We start from the raw sequence: 21,566 nt of genomic DNA, 5'->3' as shown, positions 1-21,566 counted from the left end.
ATTTCTGAGTTGAGCAAATATTTCCGGTATTTTTAATATGTTCAATTAATTCTTTGTAAATAGCAGAGCTACTTAAAGTAAAGCTATCGCCAACTACTATTAATTTTCTTTTCGCTCTTGTGAGAGAAACATTCAACATAGTTATTTATATCTAAAGGTTTTTGCTTTGTAAGAATAATTATCACCCTACTTCATTTAAAAAATAAATTATTTTAAATTATTTTCCTACACAAAAGTTTGAAAAAATTGTATTAAGTAATTCTTCATTATAGTTTTCTCCAGTAAGTTCATAAATCTTTTCTATCGCTTTTCTAATATCTATCATTACTACATCGTTTGAAAAGCCTTTTTTTATAGAATTTATAGCTTTAACAAGATAACTTTTTGATGATTCTAAGGTGATTTTTTGCCTTTCGTTAGTTAAAGTCGGTTCTTCTATATTAAGTTTATCATAAAATATCTCATAAATCTTTTCTTCTAAAGTTTTTACTTCACCATTTTTTGCTGAAATAGTAACCATATCAAAGGATTTTTCTTGACTGATTAAATTGAACTTATTTTTATCAAAATCCGGAGCATCAGATTTATTTAGAACCATTATAACAGTTTTATCTTGAAGTTTTATTAATTCATTATAGATCATCTGATCTTCTTTTGAAAATGAAGTAGTACCATCTAAGACAAACAAGATTAAATGAGAATCTTTTATTGATTTAATGGCTCTTTCGATGCCAACCTTTTCTATTATATCTTCAGTGTGTCTGATTCCAGCTGTATCTATAATTTTTATAAATATACCTTTAATGTTTAAATTCTCTTCAATGGTATCTCTGGTAGTTCCAGGTATATCAGTAACTATTGCTCGATCCTTTCTTAAAAGAGCATTCAAAAGAGTGCTTTTACCAGAATTAGGTTTTCCTACAATGGTTGTTCTCACTCCGCTAATAGCTATTATACCATTATCAGCTTCTTTCAAGATATTGTCGATTGAATTTATAATATTTACAATTTTAATTTCAATATCAGTACTTGCCATTTCTACATCATCAGGATAATCCATTTCTACTTCTATCTCGGCAGCAATATTTAATAACTGATTTTTTATTGATAATACCTTTTTTGAAAGAGAATCTTTTAATTGATTAAAAGAGGCTTTTAGAGAAATTTCTGTTTCTGAAGTAATTAGGTTGTTTATAGCTTCAGCTTTTATTAAGTCCATTTTACCATTTAATACTGCTCTTTTAGTAAACTCTCCAGCGAATGCTTGTCTAACTCCATATTGCAATACGGTATTTAAAACCTTGAGAGTTATCAATTTACCGCCATGACAAAATATCTCAAGCATATCTTCACCTGTATATGAATGAGGTTTTTCATGATAAACCCAAGTAACTTCGTCTACTTTTTCATTTTGTTCGTTATATAACCAGCCGAAATATATTCTTTTTGATAGGTAATTTTTTCTCTTTAAGCCTTTTCTTATAATAATTTCAACGTCTTTTTTTGAACCTGTAACCCTTACAATACCTATAGCTCCAGTGCCTATAGGTGAAGAAATTGCTGCTACAGTATCGCACAACATATTTTCCACCTCTTATGAAAATATCCTTTCCATATAAGTTATACTATCTTTAGGTCCATAACTTATAAGTTCTCTGGTTTCCGGGAAGAAAGTGACTTTTCGAGAATATTTATTATATTTATCTATAATGGGTAAAGTATCTTTATCGAATTTAAAGGATATATACGAATCACCTATTTCTATTTCTCTGATACCTTCCATGTTGGCTTTAACTTTTATTAATGAGTATTTGAATAATCTTTCCACATCTTCAGGGAGTTTTCCATATTTATCTGTAACCTCTTCTTTTATTTTCTCTACCTCTTCGGGTGTTTTTGCAACTGATATTTTTCTATATATTCTCATTCTTTCTATGGAGTTCTCTATGTAAGATTCGGGTATAACTATCGAACCCTTAATTCCTTTTATTTCGGTGACTGTTTGTGATTTAGGAAGTATCTTTGATTTATCTATTCCGTACTCAAATAAAACTTTGTTTAACATGTCGTGATAAAGATGGTAACCAATTGCGTTTATATGTCCTTTTTGCTCAACTCCCAATAAATCACCGTATCCTCTTATTTCTAAGTCTCTTATTGCTAACTTTAGTCCGCTTCCTGGTTCGTTGTATTGTTTCAAAGCTTCTAATCTTTTCATGCTTTCTTTATTCAAATCCTTTTTGTAGAGAAAATACGCGAAAGCTCTTTTGTTTGATCTACCTACTCGTCCTTTTATCTGGTACAACTGAGATATTCCATATCTTTCAGGATCATCTACAATTAAAGTATTAACGTTAGGGATGTCAATTCCATTTTCGATTATTGTAGTTGCCAATAGAAGGTCAATTTCTCCACTATACAGGCTGTTGATAATTTTTATGAACTCGCTTTTCTGAGTTCCACCATGAACCATTACTATTTTTATTTCAGGTACAAGTTTTTGCAATTTTTTAAATAGATCATCTAATTCCTGTACTCTGTTGTGAATGTATATAGTTTGACCACCCCTAGATTTTTCTCTTAAAATAGCAGTTCTAACCATTTTATCAGAATATTTACCTATAAAAGTTTGAATAGGTAACCTCCCTAATGGAGGAGTGTTTATGGTAGAGATGTCTCTTATTCCACTAATAGAAAGATATAATGTTCTTGGAATTGGAGTAGCGCTCATCATTAAAAAGTTAACACCTTCACTTATTTTTTTAAACTTTTCTTTCTGAAGTACACCGAATCTTTGTTCTTCGTCAACAATTACCAATCCCAACTTTTTTGTTTTTAGTAAATCAGATAACAAAGCATGTGTTCCAATTATTATATCAGTTTCTCCCTTTCTTATTTGTTCAAAACTAATATCTTTTTCTTTCTTAGTTATATGTCTTGTAATTAAAGTGATTTTTACTCCGAAAGGTTCCATTCTTTCCTTGAAGTTTTCAAAATGTTGCTTTGCAAGAATTGTTGTTGGTGCAAGCAAAAGAACTTGGAAATTAGAAACAACGGTTCTAAAAGCTGCTCTAATTGCGACTTCTGTTTTACCAAACCCAGAATCTCCTGCAAGCAATCTATCCATAGGTCTATTACTTTCCAAATCAGATAATATTTCGTTTATACTTTTTTCTTGATCCGGTGTTTCAACGTATGGGAATGTTTCTTTGAATTTTTGTTCTAATTCAGGATCTCCGAAAAGACGAATCCCTTCGTTATTTTCTCTAACCGCATAAATTCTTAGCAATTCTTTTATTTTTTCTTTTATTTCCTTGTTGACTTTTTCTTTTGTATTCTTCCATCTCTTGCTATTAAGAGAAGAGATCGTTACATTTTGCTGATCGCCTATGTATTTGGATAGTTTATCTAATCTACCTACAGGTACGTAGACTTTTGAACTGTCTTTGTACTCAAGTGTGACATATTCTCTAAGTCCTAAAGAGGTTTCAACTTTATTTACTCCGTGGTAAATACCTATTCCGTAGTCTTCATGAACTACAAGATCCCCTTCTTTTAAATCTTCCCAATCCAAAAGAGGAAGATACTCTAACCTGGTATCTTCTTTCTTTTTTGGGATATAATAAATCTTTTCTAAAGACAGTTTCACTTCTTGGTAATTTATTTTATTTAATATTTCTATGTTTTGCCCAGAATAAATCTTGTAAATTTTCTTTTTTAAAGTAGTATCACACATTTCGTAATTTTCTCTCTCTTTTTCTAAGAAAGATTTCATAACCTCATTTTTGTTTATTAAATAGATTTGGCTTTTTTCTTGCAAGTAACTTAATATACTGTTTTTGTCCTTATAAAATATTCCAGGAAGTGAGTTTAACTGATCTATATTAATTAATTCTTCTTCTTTGGTTTCATTTACTAACCTCTTAATTCTTCCTTCGTAAATATTTATATTCGAATCGAATTTCATGATTTCAGAGCCCGGTACGATTAGAATTTCTTTTGAGTTTTTAATAGATCTTTGAGAGTAGCTATCGAATAGACTAATTCTTTCTAAATCGTTATCCCAAAGCTCCATTCTGATAGGTAAATTATAAATAGGAGAAAAGAAATCTCTAACAAAGCCTCTTTTTGCATACTCTCCAGGGTTTGAAACTTCACTAGATAATGTGTAACCCATTTTATAAAAAAAGTTATTCTCAAAATCAATCTTATCTCCAATTGAGTATTTTTTTATTATAAAATCCTTTTTTGGAATTGTGTATTTAACAAGTGCAGATAAAGTAGTTACTATAGTTACTTCATCTTGAGTAAGTAAATAATAAAGAGATTTTATCCTTTTACCTCTGATATTTGGCGATACCTCTAAATTTTCAAATGGAAATATGTCAAAATCAGGATAGTTCAGAATATTTTCGTCTTCGATATCCTGATCATAACCGTCCGGTATAATTATTATCTTATGTGCTTGAAGATTTTTTATTGAGCCCAAAAAATCTAGTAATTCTTTCTTAATCAATTCATCTTTACCTCCTGATGAACTTTAAATATTTTGAATTATTTTCCGTATCAACAAAAAAAGCCGCATCTTGAAAATAATCTATATCTTTTTCGTCTCCCGAAATTAAACAAATAAGATTTTTATCTTTCCAATAATATTTGATATTTTTCCCGATAGGAACTTTAACATAAAAGCCTAAAAAAGACAACTTTATTTTTTCGTGTTTTTTAGATTTTATAATATCTTGGGCTAGTTGTAAAATATATTCTTTTGAGACATTCCTTTTTAAACTTTTTCTAAGTGGTTTGTAGATGTATTTCTTTGTTTTACCTTCTTTTATCTTAATATCTATCATTTTTGTCGTATTTAAAAACAAATCATAATTAGTTTCGACGTTTTTCAATAAAAGAAAAGCCTGGAATTTTTCCTCTATTATATTTATATCAGATAAAGAAAAATTTTTTATTATATCTATCTTAAAAAATTTCGAAGTGTTTATTTTTATTTCATTGATATTATTTTCTTTATCAACTATGGTAACGGAATTTGCTAAATCAGAAAAACTTTTGATCTCGATAGAATCGTCGGGATCAAATGAATTTATTATTAAATTTGAGTTTTCGGTTGATTTGAGATGATACTCAGGCTGATTAGAAGAAAAATTTATTATAGAAGTATCCATAGAAAGATTTGCTTGTTTAATAATTATTTTTCTTGAGACGAACATATGTATATTAACGCCTCTTTCAACCTAGTAAAAGGTTCAAAAATGTCAAAGACTTCTACATAAGATTTTAATTTTTTAAGCAAAACAGAATCTACTATTTTCGTCGAGTAGAATTTTAAACTTTTCTCTTCGTTTAAAGGAATGGCACCTTCTTTTTCTTTTACTCCAAATCCTTTATCACTGCTTATCTCAACGATAAACATTATGGGTTTATCTATATCGATATAATTTAACAAATCACTATCATCAGTTAATATGAGATCAATATCAAATGGTTTATAAAGTTCATTGTTATTTAGAATCTGGAAGGCTAGATAATTTTTTAAGTTATTACCATAGATAATTTTTTGAATTTTTGTTGGTTTTATTGGTTCAGTATATTTAAATGAAACAGGGATTCCATTCTCATTCATTATTAATAAGCCACCGGAATATTTTTCTTCATCCGATTTATATAGTGAAAAGTATCCTAACATACATTCTCCTTTTTTTATTTATAATCTAATATCTAATAATTTTCCTCGGTATTCATCTATAGATTTAATTTTGTCTTGATTTTTTCTTTTAAAATTCATAGAGCTGCTAAACTTATTATTAGAGGAATTGTTGTCAACGTTTTTCTTTTCTGCCCCATCTTTATTTTTGACCTTTTTTTGTAAATTTTGAGAGTATTCAGTAGCTTGTTTAATTAACAGCATATTTCTTGCTGCATCTTGTGAATGTGAAATTGCTTGAACATTATTGGCAATATCTATAGATTTGGTAACAAGGATTTGCATATCATGTAAATTTGACATCTTAATCTCTTCCTTGAAGGTCCTTTTTTAATTTTACTAAAATTATTGAGTGTAGTTGAGACACTCTTGATTCACTTATATCAAGAACTTTCCCGATTTCTTTAAAAGTTAATTCTTCATCATAATATAGAGAAAGTATCAATTGTTCTCTTTCCTCTAATTTATTAATGGATGATGTGAGTTTCTCTTTTAATATTTCTTTATATGCCAACAGCTCAGGATCGTTATCTTGTTGAGCATAATTAAAAAAACTATCTTCTTCATCATTTAAGAAATATTCATCAAGTTGAAGAATCTGTCTTTTATTCAAAGAGTATTTAATTTTATTTATTTCCTTCTGGTTTATATTTAGTCCTTCTGCAATTGAATTATCGTCAAAATATTCGCTATCTTTATTTTCATAAACAAAATCTTCGTATTTTTTTACAAGCGAACGAGTCTCTTTTGGAAGCCAGTCGATTCTTCTTAAATAATCAAACATTGCACCTTTAATCCTTTTCAAAGCAAAAGTATAAAACGATGCACCTTTTTCTGGCTTATATCTTCTGTAAGACTGAATTAATCCTATTATTCCTTCTTGAATTAAATCTTCTACTTCGATATTTTGAGGTAGAGTTGTTTTTAAGTTCAAAGCTATTACCTTTATTTTAGGTAAAAACTGAATTACCAGCTGATCTTCATTTATTTTATAATTCATTTCTGTGCCACCTTAGATAACTATAATTTCAACTTTTTCTCCCCCACCTACTTTTTTAACTCTCAATTCACCATTACTTAAATTAAATTCCACACTTCTTGCCCTCTTTCCACCTGTATCTTCCGCTAATAATTTAATATCCTTTTTTTTTAAAATTTCTTTTATTGCTTGTACATTCTTATTTCCAACTTCTAAAGAATTATTAGTACTTTTGAACATCGAAGCACCACCAGCTATTTTTGCTTCAATATTATTTATACTTCCTCCTAAATCAACTATTCCTTGAATTACGGCGATTATACCGGTGTCTGCATATTTACCGATTTTTTGGTCTTTTCCACGACTTTCTGGCAACATTACATGTACAAGACCACCAATCAAATTTTTTTTATCTCTCAAACAAACGGCTACACAAGAACCTAAGCCTAACGTGACCAAAACAGTAGGATTTTTATCTACAATATATTCACCGATTCCTATAATTTTTTTCTTAATATCAGTCATCATTCAACCCCATTCCTAAGGTTTTTAAAAGCTCTTCAACGTTTTTCTCATCAGAAATGTATATTAAGAATCCTTTGACATTCCCACTATGTTCTTCTATGGTTATATCAGTTCTAATGAGTATAACAAAATCTTCTCCTCCAGTAATCATTAATGATGATTCAGATACAATAGCAGTTAACATGTCAACAGTTACTCTGGGAGGCATAGAATGTATATTTAATCCTGTAAAATTTGAGATTGCAGAAATATATGAGCTACATATAATATTTCCAATTTCTCCTATAGCTGAAGAACTCATTTCATCTAATTGAGTTAAATCAGAAGGTCTTGGTAACATCAAAAGTTCTAAAAACTCTTTAGTTTCTTCAATTCCAAGCAAGAACAAGATTGCTCCATGAAGGTCTCCTTCTATCTCAACCATAGAACCAGCAGTAATCTCTTCTGGGTTTTTAAATTCCTCCCATAACTTTGAAACAGGTAAAATCTCAACAGAAGGTACTGTTATATCAATTTTCTTTGCGAGCATGTTTGATATAGATGTTGCAGCATTTCCCGTACCAATATTACCTATTTCCTTTAAAGTATCCAACTTTTCTTCATTTAATTCATCGTAAATAGACATTCAACACACTCCTTTTTAAGAAGAAGTTAGATAAAACCATTTCTGAACAATTCTCTTTCATATTTAAAGACGAATCTTACAAACTCTTCTTCTTGTTCTCTAGCCAAATTAAGAAATTTTACTCCATATATGTAATCTCCGCCTTGGGTTTTTCCAACGTTCCTAACAATTTTAGCTTCAATATCTTTTAATTTAACCTCATTTTTTAGATTTAAGTTTATTAAGATTACCTCTTCTAATTTGAGATTTTTGGAGGTTGTTAAGGCAAGCCCTCCAGCACTGAAATCCTTGGTTAAAAAACGATATTTTTCAGGGTTTTTCTCTTTTTTTTCTTGATAATCTTCTATCTCTTTTTTTATGTAAAAGAAACCTTCTTCAGTTATTGGAATACGGGCGTAGGATCTTCTTTGAACTCGAAACACTATATGCGGAATATTAATTAGCAAATATCTAACGCTACCTTCTTTGCCGCTACTTAAAACCTTACTTTTAAAAAGATAAATGGCCCTTGATGAATAAGCTCTAACTTTTAAATCTGTACCATCGAAAATCTTCATATAGGCCCCTTTATATATAGGTAATCCTATCTTAGCAAGCCCGCTTTTTGGATCACATTCATATAAAATACTTTTATATACTCCATTAATACCCTTTTCTTGTATCTCTAAATCTATGGGCATATTAGTATACAAAACGTTTTTGGCTAGTACTTTTTCTATAAATTCAGACATATCAAACTCCTAAATAAAAATTAATTTTTAATTAGTACTACTTTTGCTAAAAATCTGTTTTAAACGCATTGTGAAGCTAATAGGATGTTCTACTTTTAGATTTAAAATATTTGTTGTTATGCTCATTATATCTTTTGAAAATCTACTGCTACTTTTTAATGAAACCAAAGGGATTTGTCTCTTTACACTTAAATGTACATTCTCATCATAAGATATTTCATAAAAATTTTTGATTTCTCTGTTAAGAAATCTTCTCGTTGTGTTAGATAAAACAGATTTTACACTGTTTACTTCATTCTTGTTTTTTACCATATTCAATATTATTTCTATTTCTCCTTCGACTTTCAGCAAAGATAAAGCCTTCAATAATGTATAACCATTGACTATTGCTGTTGGTTCTGGAACAGTAACAAGAAAAATAGTATCGGAGTTTATATAAAAGTTGTTTAACTTTTCAGAATATCCTGCTCCTACATCTATTATAAAATAATCTATATCTCTTAACAAAATTAAAAATTCATTTAATATAGAATCATTAAAATTATTTTGGAATATTTGCCAATCAGTAAAGTCAAAACCTGTACTAATTATTTTTACCCCATAATTAGTTTCTTGTACACAATCTCTGAAAGATATATTGCCTTTCATATAATCGCTCAACGTATTTTTTAAACTGTTTCCAAGTAATATTGAAGCGTTTGCAAAACCTGCATCAGAATCAAACAACAAAACCTTTTTACCTTTGGAGGCTAAATCAGTTGCAATATTAACTGAAAATATAGATTTTCCAACTCCTCCTTTGCCGCTTAATACAGTAATTATTTTTGTTGGTACATTTATGAATTCTTCTCTTAAGCTAGCGGCCTGATCATGATATATACGGTTCATTTGAATACCTCCTCGACTGCCAGTTCTATTAACCACTCTTTTGAGGCAAATTTTATATCTTCAGGGACTCTTTGTCCATCCGTTATTCCTAAGAAAGGTAGACCTGAGTAATCTAAAAAAGAAAAAATTTGCCCATAAGAAGAAGTTTCATCTAATTTTGTGAAAATCAATTCATCAGGATTTAAGTAACTATAACTATCGAAAATGTGCATCATATCTTCACAATTTATATTTGATGAAATCAACATTATAGTAAAATCAGGTTTAATGGTATCTATATAAACTTTTAGTTCCCCCATTTGTAGATTGTTTTTATGACTTCTACCTGCTGTATCTATAAGTATAGTATCGTAGCTCAATAAAGATTCTAATGTAAATTTTAAATCTTGTGGGGTATAGCATACATATAACGGAAGGTCTAATATGTCTGCATAAGTTTTTAATTGGTCAGTTGCGGCGATTCTATATGTATCTATCGTTACAATAGCAACTTTTTTACTTTCTTTTTTTAATTTTGCTGCTATTTTTGCCAAAGTAGTAGTTTTACCCACTCCTGTAGGACCAATAAACATAACTTTTCCTTTAATTTCATAGAAATTTTTTGTATTAATACATTGGGTAAGGCGTTTTTCAAATCTGTTTTTAATTATTTCTTGTTTTTTCCAATTTTCTTCAATTTTTATATCTTCCAGGGTGGATAAAAAACTTCGAATAAAATTTTTTGAATAAGACTTGTTGTAAAGTTCTTCTTTTATATCCATTAGATACTGATTGTTGACTTCCATTTTTTTATTTAAATTTTGAACCATTTTTTTTAATTCATCAAGTTGAAGACTTTCTTTTGGGATATTTTGATTTGGGATACTTTCCATATTATTTTTATTTTCATTTTTCTGGTAGAAAGATTTAGCGCTTTCGTCTAATTTAGCAGAAATTTGTCTGTTTTTTTCAATAAAGTTTAAAAATTCAGAGTTTAAGATTTTTTCATCAAGATTTTGTTGATATGAGTTATTTATTTGATGTTTATTATTTGTTCTATAAGTTGATTCAGAATTCCTTTTTAACAAATCGGTTAAAGAATAAGTGCTATTTGAAGCTTTTTTTATTTTATCATCGGTTTTTTTGTCTTGTCTTATTTCGTTATTCTCACTTAAAACTGTTACCTCTAAATATTTTTGACCTCCAATACCAAAAAAGCCACCTTTTTTTACTTTTTTTGTTTCCAAAATATAAGCATCCTCGCCAAATTCTTTTCTAATCTTATCCATGGCTTCGGAAATACTTTTAACGGTTAGCTTTTTAATTTGCATCGGAGTTTCCTCCTTCAAATTCCACAATTTCATTGACACTAAGAGAAGTATCAGAAGGAATTTCCTCATAAGCAATTATGTTAATATTTTGTATAAATTTTAAGATAAATCTAGCAAATGGATATCTGATATTTTTTGAACATATCAAAACAGGGTTATATCCTTTTATCATCATATTTTCGAGGGATTTTGAAATTTTGTGTACTAGAACGTTAGAATATTCGGGATTTAAAACAAGGATTCTACCATAATCTCCTTCAATAGTTGATTCGGAGATTTTCTTTTCAATATTTGGATCTAACGCCACAGCGTGTAATTCTCCATCTTCAGATTTTAAACTTTCAACAATCTGTCTTCCAAGTGCTTGCCTAATATTTTCTACCAACTTTTCAATATTGTTTCCATATTTATCAGCAGCTTCAATCAAACTTTCAAAAATTAATGATAAATTTCTTATAGAAACTTTTTCGTATAAAAGTGCACTTAAGATCTTTTTGACTTCATGCATTTTTAACATTGTAGGGATAAGAATATCAACAAGAGAAGCATATTCGACTCTTAAGCCATCTACTAAAATTTCCACTTCTTTGATACCTATAATCTCATGGGCATATTTTTTAATCATTTCAGAAAGATGTGTAGCAAAAACACTAGGAGCATCAACGGTTGTGTATCCTTTTTCAATAGCTTCTTCTTTTAAACTTTCATCTATCCAAAAGGCATCAAGTCCAAATGCAGGTTCTTTAGTTTTTATCCCCGGTAATTCCTCAGAAGCCATTCCGGAATTTATAGCTAATAATCTTTCAGGTATTAATTCAAATCTTCCTACTTCAACTCCTCTCAATTTAATAACATATTCATTCGAACTTAATAGAACACTATCTCTTATTCTAATTGGAGAAATTATTATTCCTAGTTCATAGGCTAGTTGCTTTCTTACAACAGTTATTCTATCTAGAAGATCTCCTCCTTGGTTTGGATCAGCTAGAGGAATCAGACCATATCCTATATCTATTTCAATTGTATCTCCTTGTAAAACCTCTGAAACTTCTTCAGGGCTAGTTAAAGGAGGTAAAAAAACACCGGGAATATTTTTGCCTCTACGTCCAGAACCAGTTCCCGAACTACCTATTTCTTCAGTACCTTCGGAAGCTCCAACACTTTGTAAGACTGGTTTTTGCTTTTCGTTTTGAAGGTTAATATAAGCAACAAACAACAATCCCCCACCTAATATCAATGAGGGGAATACTGGAATAGGAGTTAGCGAACCTAAAATTATTAAAATACCTCCAGAAATATTTAAAACCCTGGTATCTTGGGTTAATTGTATGATTAAATCTCTTCCAAAATTATCTTTAGATGCTGCTCTAGAAACTATCATCCCAGCGGATGTTGAGATTAATAATGCAGGAATCTGAGCTACGAGTCCATCTCCAACGGTTAATAAGGCAAATATTTCTGCAGCTTCACCAATCGATAATCCTTGTTGCATCATACCTATTATTAAACCACCTACTAAATTTATCAACGTTATGATCAAACCAGCTATTGCATCCCCTCTAACAAATTTACTAGCTCCATCCATAGCACCGTAGAAATCCGCTTCTCTTCTTATATCTTCTCTACTTTGCCTTGCTTGCTCTTCATTTATCAATCCTGAAGATAAATCAGCGTCTATACTCATTTGCTTTCCAGGCATTGCATCCAAAGTAAATCTAGCTGCAACTTCTGAAATCCTTTCTGTACCCTTAGTTATAACAAGAAATTGTATTATAACAAGTATCAGAAATATTATAATACCAACAATATAATTTCCTCCTACTACAAAATCTCCAAAAGCTCTTATAACTTTACCTTCGAAATTTTTCCCGTTAAGTAGAATTAAACGCGTAGAAGATACGTTTAAGGCTAATCTAAAGATAGTCATTACCAACAATAAAGAAGGGAATATAGAAATATCCAAAGCCCTTCTTAAGTATAAGGTAGCAAGTAGAATAACTATTGATAGGATTATATTCAAAAGTTGTAGGAAATCTAATAAAAAAGGTGGTATTGGTATAACCATCAAAATAACTATTCCCACAATCAATATGGAAATAACAATATCAAAACCTTTAAAATTCATTTTCATGGTATAACCCCCAGTTATACACAGAAGAAAATTTATTGTAGTTTATAAACATATGCTAAGACTTCTGCTACTAATGTGTACATATCTTCTGGTATTTCTTCATTTATATCTACTTCTTGATACAATTTTCTAGCAATTTGAGGTCTTTCTAATATAGGCACACCACTTTTAAAAGCAATATCTCTAATTTTGAAAGCTACTTCATCTTTCCCTTTTGCTACAACTACAGGGGCACCCATTTTTTCTGGATTGTATTCAATAGCTACCGCGTAATGAGTAGGATTAGTTACTACTACATCTGCCTCTGGAACTTTTTGCATCATTCTGGTTCTAGCTAAATTTCTCATTATTTCTCTTTGTTTTTGTTTAATTTCCGGATTACCTTCTATTTCTTTGTGCTCTTGTTTTACTTCGTATTTACTCATTTTTAATTCTTTCTTGTATTCATACCTTTGATACCAAAAGTCGAATAAACTTAGCAAAAGTAGCGCTATTCCAAGTTGAAAAAGAACATTTATTACTAAATCAAAGATAACTGAAAGCGATAACCCCACCTCTTCTTCAGCCAAAGAAAGGATTTTGTTCCAATTTGATTTTATAATATTATAAGTCATAAAACCTAAAACTGTTAATTTGAGAAGAGCCTTGATTAATTCAATTACTGATCTAAGAGAGAACATTCTTTTAAAACCTTTAATAGGAATGATTTTACCCAAATCCAACTTTAAAGATTTAAAAGTGAATAAAAATTTTGTTTGAATCATTCCTAATAGAATTGATACTATCACTGCAACTGCGAAAAACATTATCAACTTAAGGTATAAATTCATATGAGCTGTCAATTCATAATTAAGTATATTTTCAGGTAAAAACTCTACATCTAAAGATAAATAATCATTAAACACTCTGAATATATCATCTATCAAAGCTTCAAAGATTACCCATAAAAAAAGGGACATGCTTAAAAAACTAATAGCCATATTAAATTCATTAGATTGAGGAATATTTCCTTCTTCTCTTGCTTTTTCTAAACGTCTTGGAGTAGGATCTTCAGTTTTGTCAGGATCGGCAAAAAGTTGAAGATCTATTGAGATAGGAGCATCATAGATTTTCTTATCCATTCGATTAGTTGAAAAAAAAGATATGAAAATTGATCTTCCCAAATTACTATCACTCCAATTAATAATAAAAATCCTACCAATATTTCCAAGGGGATACCAACCATGAAAACATTAACTTGTGGAATCAGCCTAGAAACAATACCAAGAGCAACTTTAATCAAAATCATAAATGCAACTAAAGGCATTGCAAGTTGAATTCCAATAGAAAACACATCAAACAATTTCTGTGAAAAAACAAAATAACCTTCCGGATTAAAGGTAAACACGATTGGTATCTTATCAAATGAATCTATTATAATTGAATAAAGTATCATTGGACCTTTAAAAAGAAAAAAAAGAAAAACACTTAGTAAAAAACTGAATTCGGATATTAATGAAATTTCATCGTTTGTCACTGGATCAAATACGTTAGCCATAGCAAATCCTATCTGTATTCCTATAGTTTCTCCAGCAAATTGAAAAGCATAAAATATAATATTTGCTATCAATCCTACTGTGGTTCCAAAAAGGAAATTCATTACTAAATAAAATACGATGGCTAATGGAGATGAATTAATTGGGAAAGTACCATTGTTCTCTAAAAGTACTAAATACGATATAAAAAGGGTTATAAAGGCTTTGACTTGAACTGGAGCAAATCTTGTACTAAAAAAAGGTAGAAAAAATGTTATTCCTGCAATTCTTGCAAATATAAAAAAATAAACCCATAATGAGTAGGATAAATTTTCTAAAACCAATTAAACCATTCCTAAATAACGTGTGAATAACTCAAAGGTAAAGTCAGATAAATTCTGAATTATCCATGAAAATATAAAAGCCAAAACTAAAAAGGTAATGATGATTTTGGGTGCAAAAGTCAAAGTTTGTTCATGCAACTGAGTAACCGCTTGAAATATACTTATAATTAGCCCAACTGCCACACTTATGATAAGTATTGGAGAAACTACTCTTAAAAACACAAAAATCCCGTTTTCAAAAATTTCTATCAACACTTCTTCACTCAAAAAAATCACCCTCTAACAAAACTTCTAACCAATCCTCCAATCAAAAGGTCCCATCCGTTTACCATAACAAAAATCATTATTTTAAAAGGTAACGATATAAGGATCGGTGGAATCATAATCATTCCCATAGAAAGAAGAATACTTGCAACAACCATATCAACTATTATAAAAGGTAAATAAAGTAAAATGCTCATTTTAAAAGCTATTTCGAGTTCGCTTATTGCAAAGGCTGGAACTAATATTTGGAATGGAGTGTCTTCTATATTATCTATTGTTTCTCCCATGGAAGATGCTAGCATGTAAATATCGTCTTCGTTTTTATGAGCAACTATCTCAGAAATCATAAAATTTTTAAATTGTTGCCAACTAATTTGAATAGCTTCTTCATAACTTATTTCGTTTTGGTTATAAGGTACAATAGCTTCCTGATATACTCCATTGAATACTGGAAACATGATCATTATAGTTAAAAAAAGAGCTAAAGCTAACATAACTTGATTGGGCGGGGCTTGTCTTGTTCCCATGGCCTGTCTTAAAAAGCTTAAAACAACCACAATCCTTGTAAAAGAGGTGAATAGCATTAAAAAGCCAGGAGCTAATGATAAGACAGTTACTATCAAAAGAATTGTGAGTGTTGTATTTAAATTATTTGGTTCTTCTTCTGTATTGATTTGTATGTTTATTCCTGGGATTTGAGTTAAATTTTGTGAGTATACGATATTAAAAGAAATAATAAGTAAAAATGATATGACTATTATTTTTTTGATTTTTTATCTTCCTTTTCTTTTGGTGTTTTCTCCCTTTTCAAAACTTTAGAAAGAGTGTCTACAAAATTAAGATTTTCTTTTGTTATTTCTTCTACTTCCTCATTATTTAACTTTCTTAAAACCTCTGTGGAATCAGAAGTTACAAGGGTAACATAATATTCTTCAAATACTTTTATTATCGCTATATACAAATTCCTATCCAAATAATATTTTTTTGCCATCTTAATTTCTTTATTTTTTGGACCTTTTTTTGCTGTTTTAGCAAGGAAAAAATATAATATCAACAATAAAATTACTAGAAATATTATTGCTACAAACCAGAAAGTTACATCAACGAGGTTACTAGTGTTAGTTGCATAAGCTGTAGACATTTTTATTACTCCAATTTTTGTAAAGCTTCAATAACTCTGTTCGGTTGGAAAGGCTTTACTATAAAATCTTTGGCTCCTGCTTGTATAGATTCAATTACCATAGCTTGTTGACCCATTGCACTACATACGATTATTCTGGCACTTGGGTCAATCTTAACTATTTCTTTTATAGCTTGTATACCATCTTTTACGGGCATCGTAATATCCATTGTAACAAAATCAGGTTTCAGCTCTTGATATTTATCAACTGCTTCTTGACCATTAGCCGCTTCTCCAACTATTTCATAATTAGCTTTTGTTAATATGTCCTTTAACATCATTCTCATAAAAGCTGCATCATCGACTACTAAGACTCTCTTAGCCATTGAAACACCTCCAAAACTTCAAATAATTTTATTTACTTAATTCATTGTTTAAGATATTTTCTAAGTCAAGGTATACAATTAATCTACTTTGTATCTTAATGACTCCTTTAACTTTTTCTGAATATATGTCCTTTTTCGATTGTATTTTTTCTAACTTGTTAGGATCAATAGATATAACATTTTCAACCTCATCGACTAACATGCCGACTTCCTCGTTGTTGATATTTAAAATTAGGATATTCTCAAAAGTATGTTCCTCTCCAACATTTAACTCTAAAATTCTTGCTAAATCTATAACAGGAACGATTCTACCTCTCAGATTAATTAAACCAACGATAAAATATTCTGAATTTGGTACAGGGGTGATATCAGCCATATCAACGACACTTTCAATGTTTTCTATTGGTAAAGCATATTCTTGGTTAATAATTTTGAAAGAAAGAACATCTTCCATATTTACACTCCCCCTTTTTTAATGAATCTATATTAAAGTAACGAAGCAACATCTAGGATTAAAGCGATCCTACCATCACCTAATATTGCCCCTCCACTAAACTCTTTCACATTATTCAACAAACTACCTAATGATTTAATAACTATATCATCTTGTCCTAATAGTCTGTCAACAACGACCCCATATTTTTTGTTTCCTATTTTTATAATAACGATATGTTCTTTTGAATCTTCCTCTTGTAGTTGATAACCAAATAGATTTCTTAAGCGCACAACAGGCATAACCTCTCCTCTTAATAAAAAGACCTCCTGGCCTTGAACTGTCTTTAATTCTCCGTCAGTTATTCTTTGAGTTGTATCAATGTTTGCAATTGGAATGGCGTATACGTCATCGTTTACGGTAGTCAAAAGAGCCTCAATTATAGCCAAAGTAAGAGGTAATCTTATACTTATTTTTGTTCCTTTATCTTTTTTCGTTTCTAAAGATATAGTTCCTTTCAAATTTTCAATAGTATTCTTTACAACATCCATTCCCACCCCTCTGCCCGAGAGTTCTGTTGACTTTATTTTAGTGGAAAATCCCGGAAGAAATATAAAATTATATATTTCTTCATCATTTAACTTTGAAGATTCTGAAGAGTTTAAAAGCCCTTTTTCTATTGCTTTTCTTATAATAGCCTCTTTATCTAAACCTCGACCGTCATCTTCTATTTCTATAACTACACCGTTACCTTCATGTCTTGCTGATAATCTTAAAAGTCCGGTTTCAGGTTTCCCTTTTGAAATTCTTTCATGAGGGCCTTCTATGCCATGGTCTATGGAGTTTCTTAATAAATGAATAAGTGGGTCTCCTATTTCATCGACAACAGTTCTATCTAATTCTGTTTCTTCACCTTGAATTATGAAATTAATTTTCTTTCCTAAATCTTTTGCTAAATCCCTTACTAATCTTGGGAATCTGTTAAAAACGAATGCAATTGGTACCATTCTAATCTTCATCACTACATTTTGAAGATCCAAAGTTATTCTTGAAAGTTGAGTTAAACTTTCATCTACGTCTTTCACGTCGTATTTATTTAAAGTTTCTATGATTCTACTTCTAGCTATAACAAGTTCTGCCATTAAGTTCATTAATTCATCAAGTTTATTTATATCAACACGGATAGTTTTTGAGAGTTTTACTTCTTTCTTTTCTTCAATTAATTTTTTTTCATTTTCTTCCTCTTTTCTTTTTTGGGACAATTCGAAATTCATTGTTGAAAACTCGTCGATATATACAGAATCTACCTCTGCAACTTTTTTTATTAACTCTGCAATTTCGTTCAAACCTTTAGAAGTTACAACACCATAGATTAACTCTTTATCAAAGTTCTCTTTTTCAATGTCTTCGGTATGAGGGTAAGAATATACTATTTCGCAGCCGTTTTCCTCTAATTTATGGTAAATAGCATAAGCTCTTGCCTGCTTTAATTGTACATCGTCAACTAAAATGATCTTTAATAATAAAAAGTTCAAATTTTCATTTTTAGCCTTATTATATACTTTCTTTAATACTTCCATAGTTTCATTGTCTATTTTTGAATAAATTTCATTATTATTTTCATTAAAATTTTCATTAGATGTAGCTTTTGATTTTTCTAAATTATCTTTTGAAGTAGTCGAATCAACGAAATTATCAATTAGATGGAATAATTCTTTTATTTCTAGGACTTCTCCATCTCCACCATCTGCGATGTTATTTATACTTTCTTCTAGAGCATCAGCTGCCTTAAATAAAAAATCCATCAAATGATTCGTGAGGTCAATTTTCTTATTTCTTAATAGGTCAAAAATGTTTTCTAATTTATGCGAGAATTTTGCTAAAGAATTAAATTCCATTGTACCCGCCATACCCTTGAGTGTATGAACTATTCTAAAAATATTATTAAGTATTTCTGAATCTTCTCTATTTTTTTCTAGTTCGAGTAAGAGGTCATTAAGTTCTTGAATATTTTCTTTGGACTCCTCAAGAAAAACGTTCAAATAAACATCATAATTAGACATTTCTACCCCCTCCTATTAAAAACTAAGCTAAGTTCTCATTTCTAATTATTTTCAAAACATTCCATAAAGCAAAGTAAGTAGCCCTTTTCCTTATATCTTCTCTATCTCCAGAAAATACTTTTTTTAAAGAGAAAAATTCGTTATGATGCAAAAAACCAAAGCAAACAGTCCCTACTGGTTTTTCAGATGTTCCACCTTCTGGCCCAGCAATCCCAGTTACAGAAACATAAATATCACAATTATTTATTAAACTTTTCAAACCATAAGCCATTTCCTTTGATGTTTCTTCACTCACAGCCCCTTTTATTTGGAGGGTTTCTTTTTGAACAGCCAATAATTTAGTTTTTAATTCGTTTGAGTAAGCAATTACAGAGCCTTTAAAAACTTTCGAGGAACCAGAATTAGCAACTAAAGTACTGGAAATCATTCCTCCTGTGCATGATTCAGCAAAGGAAATAGTTTTGGATGATTTTAATAATTCTTCAAAAACTTGAATCTCTAATTTTTTAGAACCTATATAATATTTTTGAAATCTTGATATTATCTCATTTTTTATATTTTCTCTATCTTCATTCTTGTTTATCCTAATTCTTAAGCTTGGTCCTACATATTCTTCTATTTTTGTGGAATAATCAATGTTTTCTAAAAGACTTGAAACTTGATCCATAAATTCAGCCTCAGTTAACCCATAAAAATAGAGGGCATACTCTTTAAATTCTTTCTTCGCAATATTTTTTAATTCTGGGTATATGGAGATATCAAATATCGATTTCATTTCATTAAAAGGACCTGGAAGCAAATAAATTATTTTACCTTTGTAATCTATTTTTTGGCCCGGAGCACTTCCAATAGGGTTATTAAGGATTTTTGCACCCTTTAAAACATAGCTTTGTTTTTTTAAGATATCCAAATCTTTTTTTGTTTTTTTATAATAATAATCTTGAATACTTTTATAAATACCTTCATCAAAAAAAGTTGGTATATTTAAAGATTCAGAAAGGGCTTGTACTGTTAAATCATCTTGAGTAGGTCCTAAACCTCCAGTAACTAATATTATATAAGAAATCTGTAAGGATTCAAGGATAGTTAAGTTTATCAGGCTCAAATCATCTTTTATATTTGAAATTTTTATAGTATCATAACCAAGATCCTTTAGTTTTTCTGCTATATATTTAGAATTTCTATCTAGTATAAGACCTTCAGTAAGTTCATTTCCAGTAGCAATTATAGAAACTTTCAAAAAGTTCAACTCCAAAGAAAAGAATTTGTTTCAATATATTTTATCACATTTTATAGTATTAACGTTTTAAAATAAAATAATAAATTACAATATAAGTATATTTTAATATATAATAATATATAAATCAAATAAAGGGGTATATTTATGGAAAGAAATATTGAAAACGAGGCAAAACTAATTATAGAAAACTTTCCACGAGTTATTTCAGAAAAAGATCCGTACAAAGTTCTTGTTCAGACTATACTATCTCAAAGAACAAAAGATGTGAACACTATAAAGGCTTCACTTAATCTTTTTTCCAAATACACAAATGTTTTTGAAATTTCCAAATTAAGCCCTCAAGATATTTACGATCTGATTAAACCTGCTGGTATGTATAAACAAAAATCTCAAAGGATTATTGAGCTTTCAAAAATTATAGTACATGAATATTCAGGAAAGGTTCCGAATACATTAGAAGATTTATTAAACCTTCCCGGTGTTGGAAGGAAAACAGCAAATATTGTTTTGAATGTGTCTTTTGGGATAGCTGCACTTGCTGTTGATACCCATGTTCATAGAATCTCTAACAGGTTGGGGTGGGTTAAAACAAAAACTCCTGAAAAAACGGAATTTGAATTAATGAAAATTCTGCCTAAAAAACTCTGGGGACCAATTAATGGATCAATGGTAAATTTTGGGCAAGAAATTTGTAGACCCATTTCTCCCAAATGTTCTTTATGCCTCTTAAGAAAATTTTGCCCATCAAGAAAAATTCGATAATTTTGAGATATACTATAAAAAATAAAAACCAGCAACTCTTTTGCCGGTTTTTAGGGCTAGATTTAAGGAATAATTATATTATCTTTATTACCGCCGCTTTTTCCTCGTTTATTGTTTAAATGGGTTTTTTCCAACTGTTTTAAGAGTTCGGGAGAGGCGATACTTATATTATTGCCTGCTTCTTCCTCTTCCAATAATTGCTTCAACTTCTCTTGGTAATCAGACAGTCTATCTTTTAGTTCTTCTAAATCATTATCAATCCATTGAACAATGCCTTTAGCAATTTCATCTATTCTATCTTCACTGATGTCCATCTCTTCTTCGCTAAGTTGATTTAATGCTTCTAATTCCTCTTTAACCACTTGTTTTACCTTTTCTAAATCTAAGTTATCATTCTTTCTCAACATTCTTAAAGATATATTAGTTCTAAATTTCAAGTCCTCAACTGACATTTCCAAACTTTCTAATCGAGCCATTAACATCTGTAACAATTGATCTAAAGAAACCTGCATTTAAACTCCTCCTTATGTAT

At 29.8% G+C, this 21,566-nt stretch carries 23 protein-coding genes; 1 reads left to right on the top strand and 22 read right to left on the bottom strand.

Translation table 11 applies throughout. The annotated features are described in order from the left end of the window. Window positions 1-217 precede the first annotated feature (217 nt). From mnmE to PW5551_RS07160, 21 genes are read right to left on the bottom strand one after another with little or no spacing between them, the layout of a single operon-like run. Window positions 218-1,582 (bottom strand): tRNA uridine-5-carboxymethylaminomethyl(34) synthesis GTPase MnmE, encoded by a 1,365-nt coding sequence (gene mnmE / locus PW5551_RS07260; RefSeq protein ID WP_113075123.1) that lies wholly within the window; start codon window positions 1,580-1,582, stop codon window positions 218-220. Window positions 1,583-1,594: 12 nt separating this feature from the next. Next, window positions 1,595-4,516 (bottom strand): DEAD/DEAH box helicase, encoded by a 2,922-nt coding sequence (locus PW5551_RS07255; protein ID WP_113075122.1) that lies wholly within the window; start codon window positions 4,514-4,516, stop codon window positions 1,595-1,597. Between the two features lie 7 nt (window positions 4,517-4,523). Next, window positions 4,524-5,225: a hypothetical protein gene (locus tag PW5551_RS07250; protein WP_113075121.1), complete on the bottom strand. Its 702-nt coding sequence runs from the start codon at window positions 5,223-5,225 to the stop codon at window positions 4,524-4,526. After that, window positions 5,204-5,701 carry a hypothetical protein gene (locus tag PW5551_RS07245; protein ID WP_113075120.1) on the bottom strand — a complete coding sequence of 166 codons (498 nt, stop codon included), beginning with the start codon at window positions 5,699-5,701 and terminating at the stop codon, window positions 5,204-5,206. Before PW5551_RS07245 ends, PW5551_RS07250 begins: the two co-directional genes overlap by 22 nt. A gap of 18 nt (window positions 5,702-5,719) precedes the next feature. Then, window positions 5,720-6,022, bottom strand: a complete 303-nt coding sequence (locus PW5551_RS07240) for a hypothetical protein (RefSeq protein WP_113075119.1) — start codon at window positions 6,020-6,022, stop codon at window positions 5,720-5,722. A 1-nt stretch (window position 6,023) separates the two neighbouring features. After that, window positions 6,024-6,719, bottom strand: coding sequence for a FliA/WhiG family RNA polymerase sigma factor (locus tag PW5551_RS07235; protein ID WP_113075118.1), 696 nt, complete (start codon window positions 6,717-6,719; stop codon window positions 6,024-6,026). 12 nt (window positions 6,720-6,731) lie between these two features. Further along, on the bottom strand, window positions 6,732-7,223 hold the full coding sequence (cheD, locus tag PW5551_RS07230) for a chemoreceptor glutamine deamidase/glutamate methylesterase CheD (protein WP_113075117.1): 492 nt from the start codon (window positions 7,221-7,223) through the stop codon (window positions 6,732-6,734). Next, window positions 7,216-7,848 carry a CheY-P phosphatase CheC gene (gene cheC / locus PW5551_RS07225; protein ID WP_113075116.1) on the bottom strand — a complete coding sequence of 211 codons (633 nt, stop codon included), beginning with the start codon at window positions 7,846-7,848 and terminating at the stop codon, window positions 7,216-7,218. Before cheC ends, cheD begins: the two co-directional genes overlap by 8 nt. A 26-nt stretch (window positions 7,849-7,874) precedes the next feature. Next, window positions 7,875-8,579, bottom strand: a complete 705-nt coding sequence (locus tag PW5551_RS07220) for a flagellar brake protein (RefSeq protein ID WP_113075115.1) — start codon at window positions 8,577-8,579, stop codon at window positions 7,875-7,877. Between the two features lie 27 nt (window positions 8,580-8,606). Next, window positions 8,607-9,467, bottom strand: a complete 861-nt coding sequence (locus tag PW5551_RS07215) for a P-loop NTPase (RefSeq protein ID WP_113075114.1) — start codon at window positions 9,465-9,467, stop codon at window positions 8,607-8,609. Beyond that, complete coding sequence (gene flhF, locus PW5551_RS07210) at window positions 9,464-10,777, bottom strand: flagellar biosynthesis protein FlhF (protein ID WP_158526163.1); 1,314 nt, start codon at window positions 10,775-10,777, stop codon at window positions 9,464-9,466. The genes PW5551_RS07215 and flhF overlap by 4 nt, the downstream gene beginning before the upstream one ends. Beyond that, a complete protein-coding gene (gene flhA, locus PW5551_RS07205) occupies window positions 10,767-12,902 on the bottom strand; it encodes a flagellar biosynthesis protein FlhA (RefSeq protein ID WP_113075137.1) in 2,136 nt (711 codons plus the stop codon). The genes flhF and flhA overlap by 11 nt, the downstream gene beginning before the upstream one ends. 38 nt (window positions 12,903-12,940) lie before the next feature. Further along, window positions 12,941-14,029 carry a flagellar biosynthesis protein FlhB gene (flhB, locus tag PW5551_RS07200; protein WP_113075112.1) on the bottom strand — a complete coding sequence of 363 codons (1,089 nt, stop codon included), beginning with the start codon at window positions 14,027-14,029 and terminating at the stop codon, window positions 12,941-12,943. Further along, entirely contained in the window at window positions 13,993-14,766 is a 774-nt protein-coding gene (gene fliR, locus PW5551_RS07195; protein WP_113075111.1) for a flagellar biosynthetic protein FliR, read from the bottom strand. Before fliR ends, flhB begins: the two co-directional genes overlap by 37 nt. Beyond that, window positions 14,767-15,042 carry a flagellar biosynthesis protein FliQ gene (gene fliQ, locus PW5551_RS07190; protein ID WP_233488469.1) on the bottom strand — a complete coding sequence of 92 codons (276 nt, stop codon included), beginning with the start codon at window positions 15,040-15,042 and terminating at the stop codon, window positions 14,767-14,769. Then, the gene (gene fliP, locus PW5551_RS07185) at window positions 15,039-15,800 is read right to left on the bottom strand and encodes a flagellar type III secretion system pore protein FliP (RefSeq protein WP_370445935.1); all 762 of its coding nucleotides are present in this window, start codon (window positions 15,798-15,800) and stop codon (window positions 15,039-15,041) included. The genes fliQ and fliP overlap by 4 nt, the downstream gene beginning before the upstream one ends. Further along, window positions 15,788-16,171, bottom strand: coding sequence for a flagellar biosynthetic protein FliO (locus PW5551_RS07180; protein WP_113075109.1), 384 nt, complete (start codon window positions 16,169-16,171; stop codon window positions 15,788-15,790). Before PW5551_RS07180 ends, fliP begins: the two co-directional genes overlap by 13 nt. 5 nt (window positions 16,172-16,176) lie before the next feature. After that, window positions 16,177-16,536 carry a response regulator gene (locus tag PW5551_RS07175; RefSeq protein WP_113075108.1) on the bottom strand — a complete coding sequence of 120 codons (360 nt, stop codon included), beginning with the start codon at window positions 16,534-16,536 and terminating at the stop codon, window positions 16,177-16,179. A 28-nt stretch (window positions 16,537-16,564) separates the two neighbouring features. Further along, complete coding sequence (locus PW5551_RS07170) at window positions 16,565-16,990, bottom strand: chemotaxis protein CheW (RefSeq protein ID WP_113075107.1); 426 nt, start codon at window positions 16,988-16,990, stop codon at window positions 16,565-16,567. Window positions 16,991-17,022: 32 nt separating this feature from the next. Continuing rightward, window positions 17,023-19,032: a chemotaxis protein CheA gene (locus PW5551_RS07165; protein ID WP_113075106.1), complete on the bottom strand. Its 2,010-nt coding sequence runs from the start codon at window positions 19,030-19,032 to the stop codon at window positions 17,023-17,025. Window positions 19,033-19,054: 22 nt separating this feature from the next. Beyond that, complete coding sequence (locus PW5551_RS07160; protein ID WP_158526162.1) at window positions 19,055-20,272, bottom strand: nicotinamide-nucleotide amidohydrolase family protein; 1,218 nt, start codon at window positions 20,270-20,272, stop codon at window positions 19,055-19,057. Window positions 20,273-20,416: 144 nt separating this feature from the next. Between PW5551_RS07160 and nth the strand changes: the two genes are divergently transcribed. Further along, a complete protein-coding gene (gene nth, locus PW5551_RS07155) occupies window positions 20,417-21,034 on the top strand; it encodes an endonuclease III (RefSeq protein WP_113075104.1) in 618 nt (205 codons plus the stop codon). 62 nt (window positions 21,035-21,096) lie between these two features. Here nth and PW5551_RS07150 read toward each other — a convergent pair whose 3' ends face one another. Continuing rightward, on the bottom strand, window positions 21,097-21,546 hold the full coding sequence (locus PW5551_RS07150; protein ID WP_113075103.1) for a hypothetical protein: 450 nt from the start codon (window positions 21,544-21,546) through the stop codon (window positions 21,097-21,099). Window positions 21,547-21,566 lie beyond the last annotated feature (20 nt).

The sequence above is a fragment of the Petrotoga sp. 9PW.55.5.1 genome, from assembly GCF_003265365.1.
Lineage (GTDB): Bacteria > Thermotogota > Thermotogae > Petrotogales > Petrotogaceae > Petrotoga.
The sequence above is the reverse complement of the archived record's forward strand: the minus strand, read 5'-3'. Positions and strand labels throughout refer to the sequence as shown.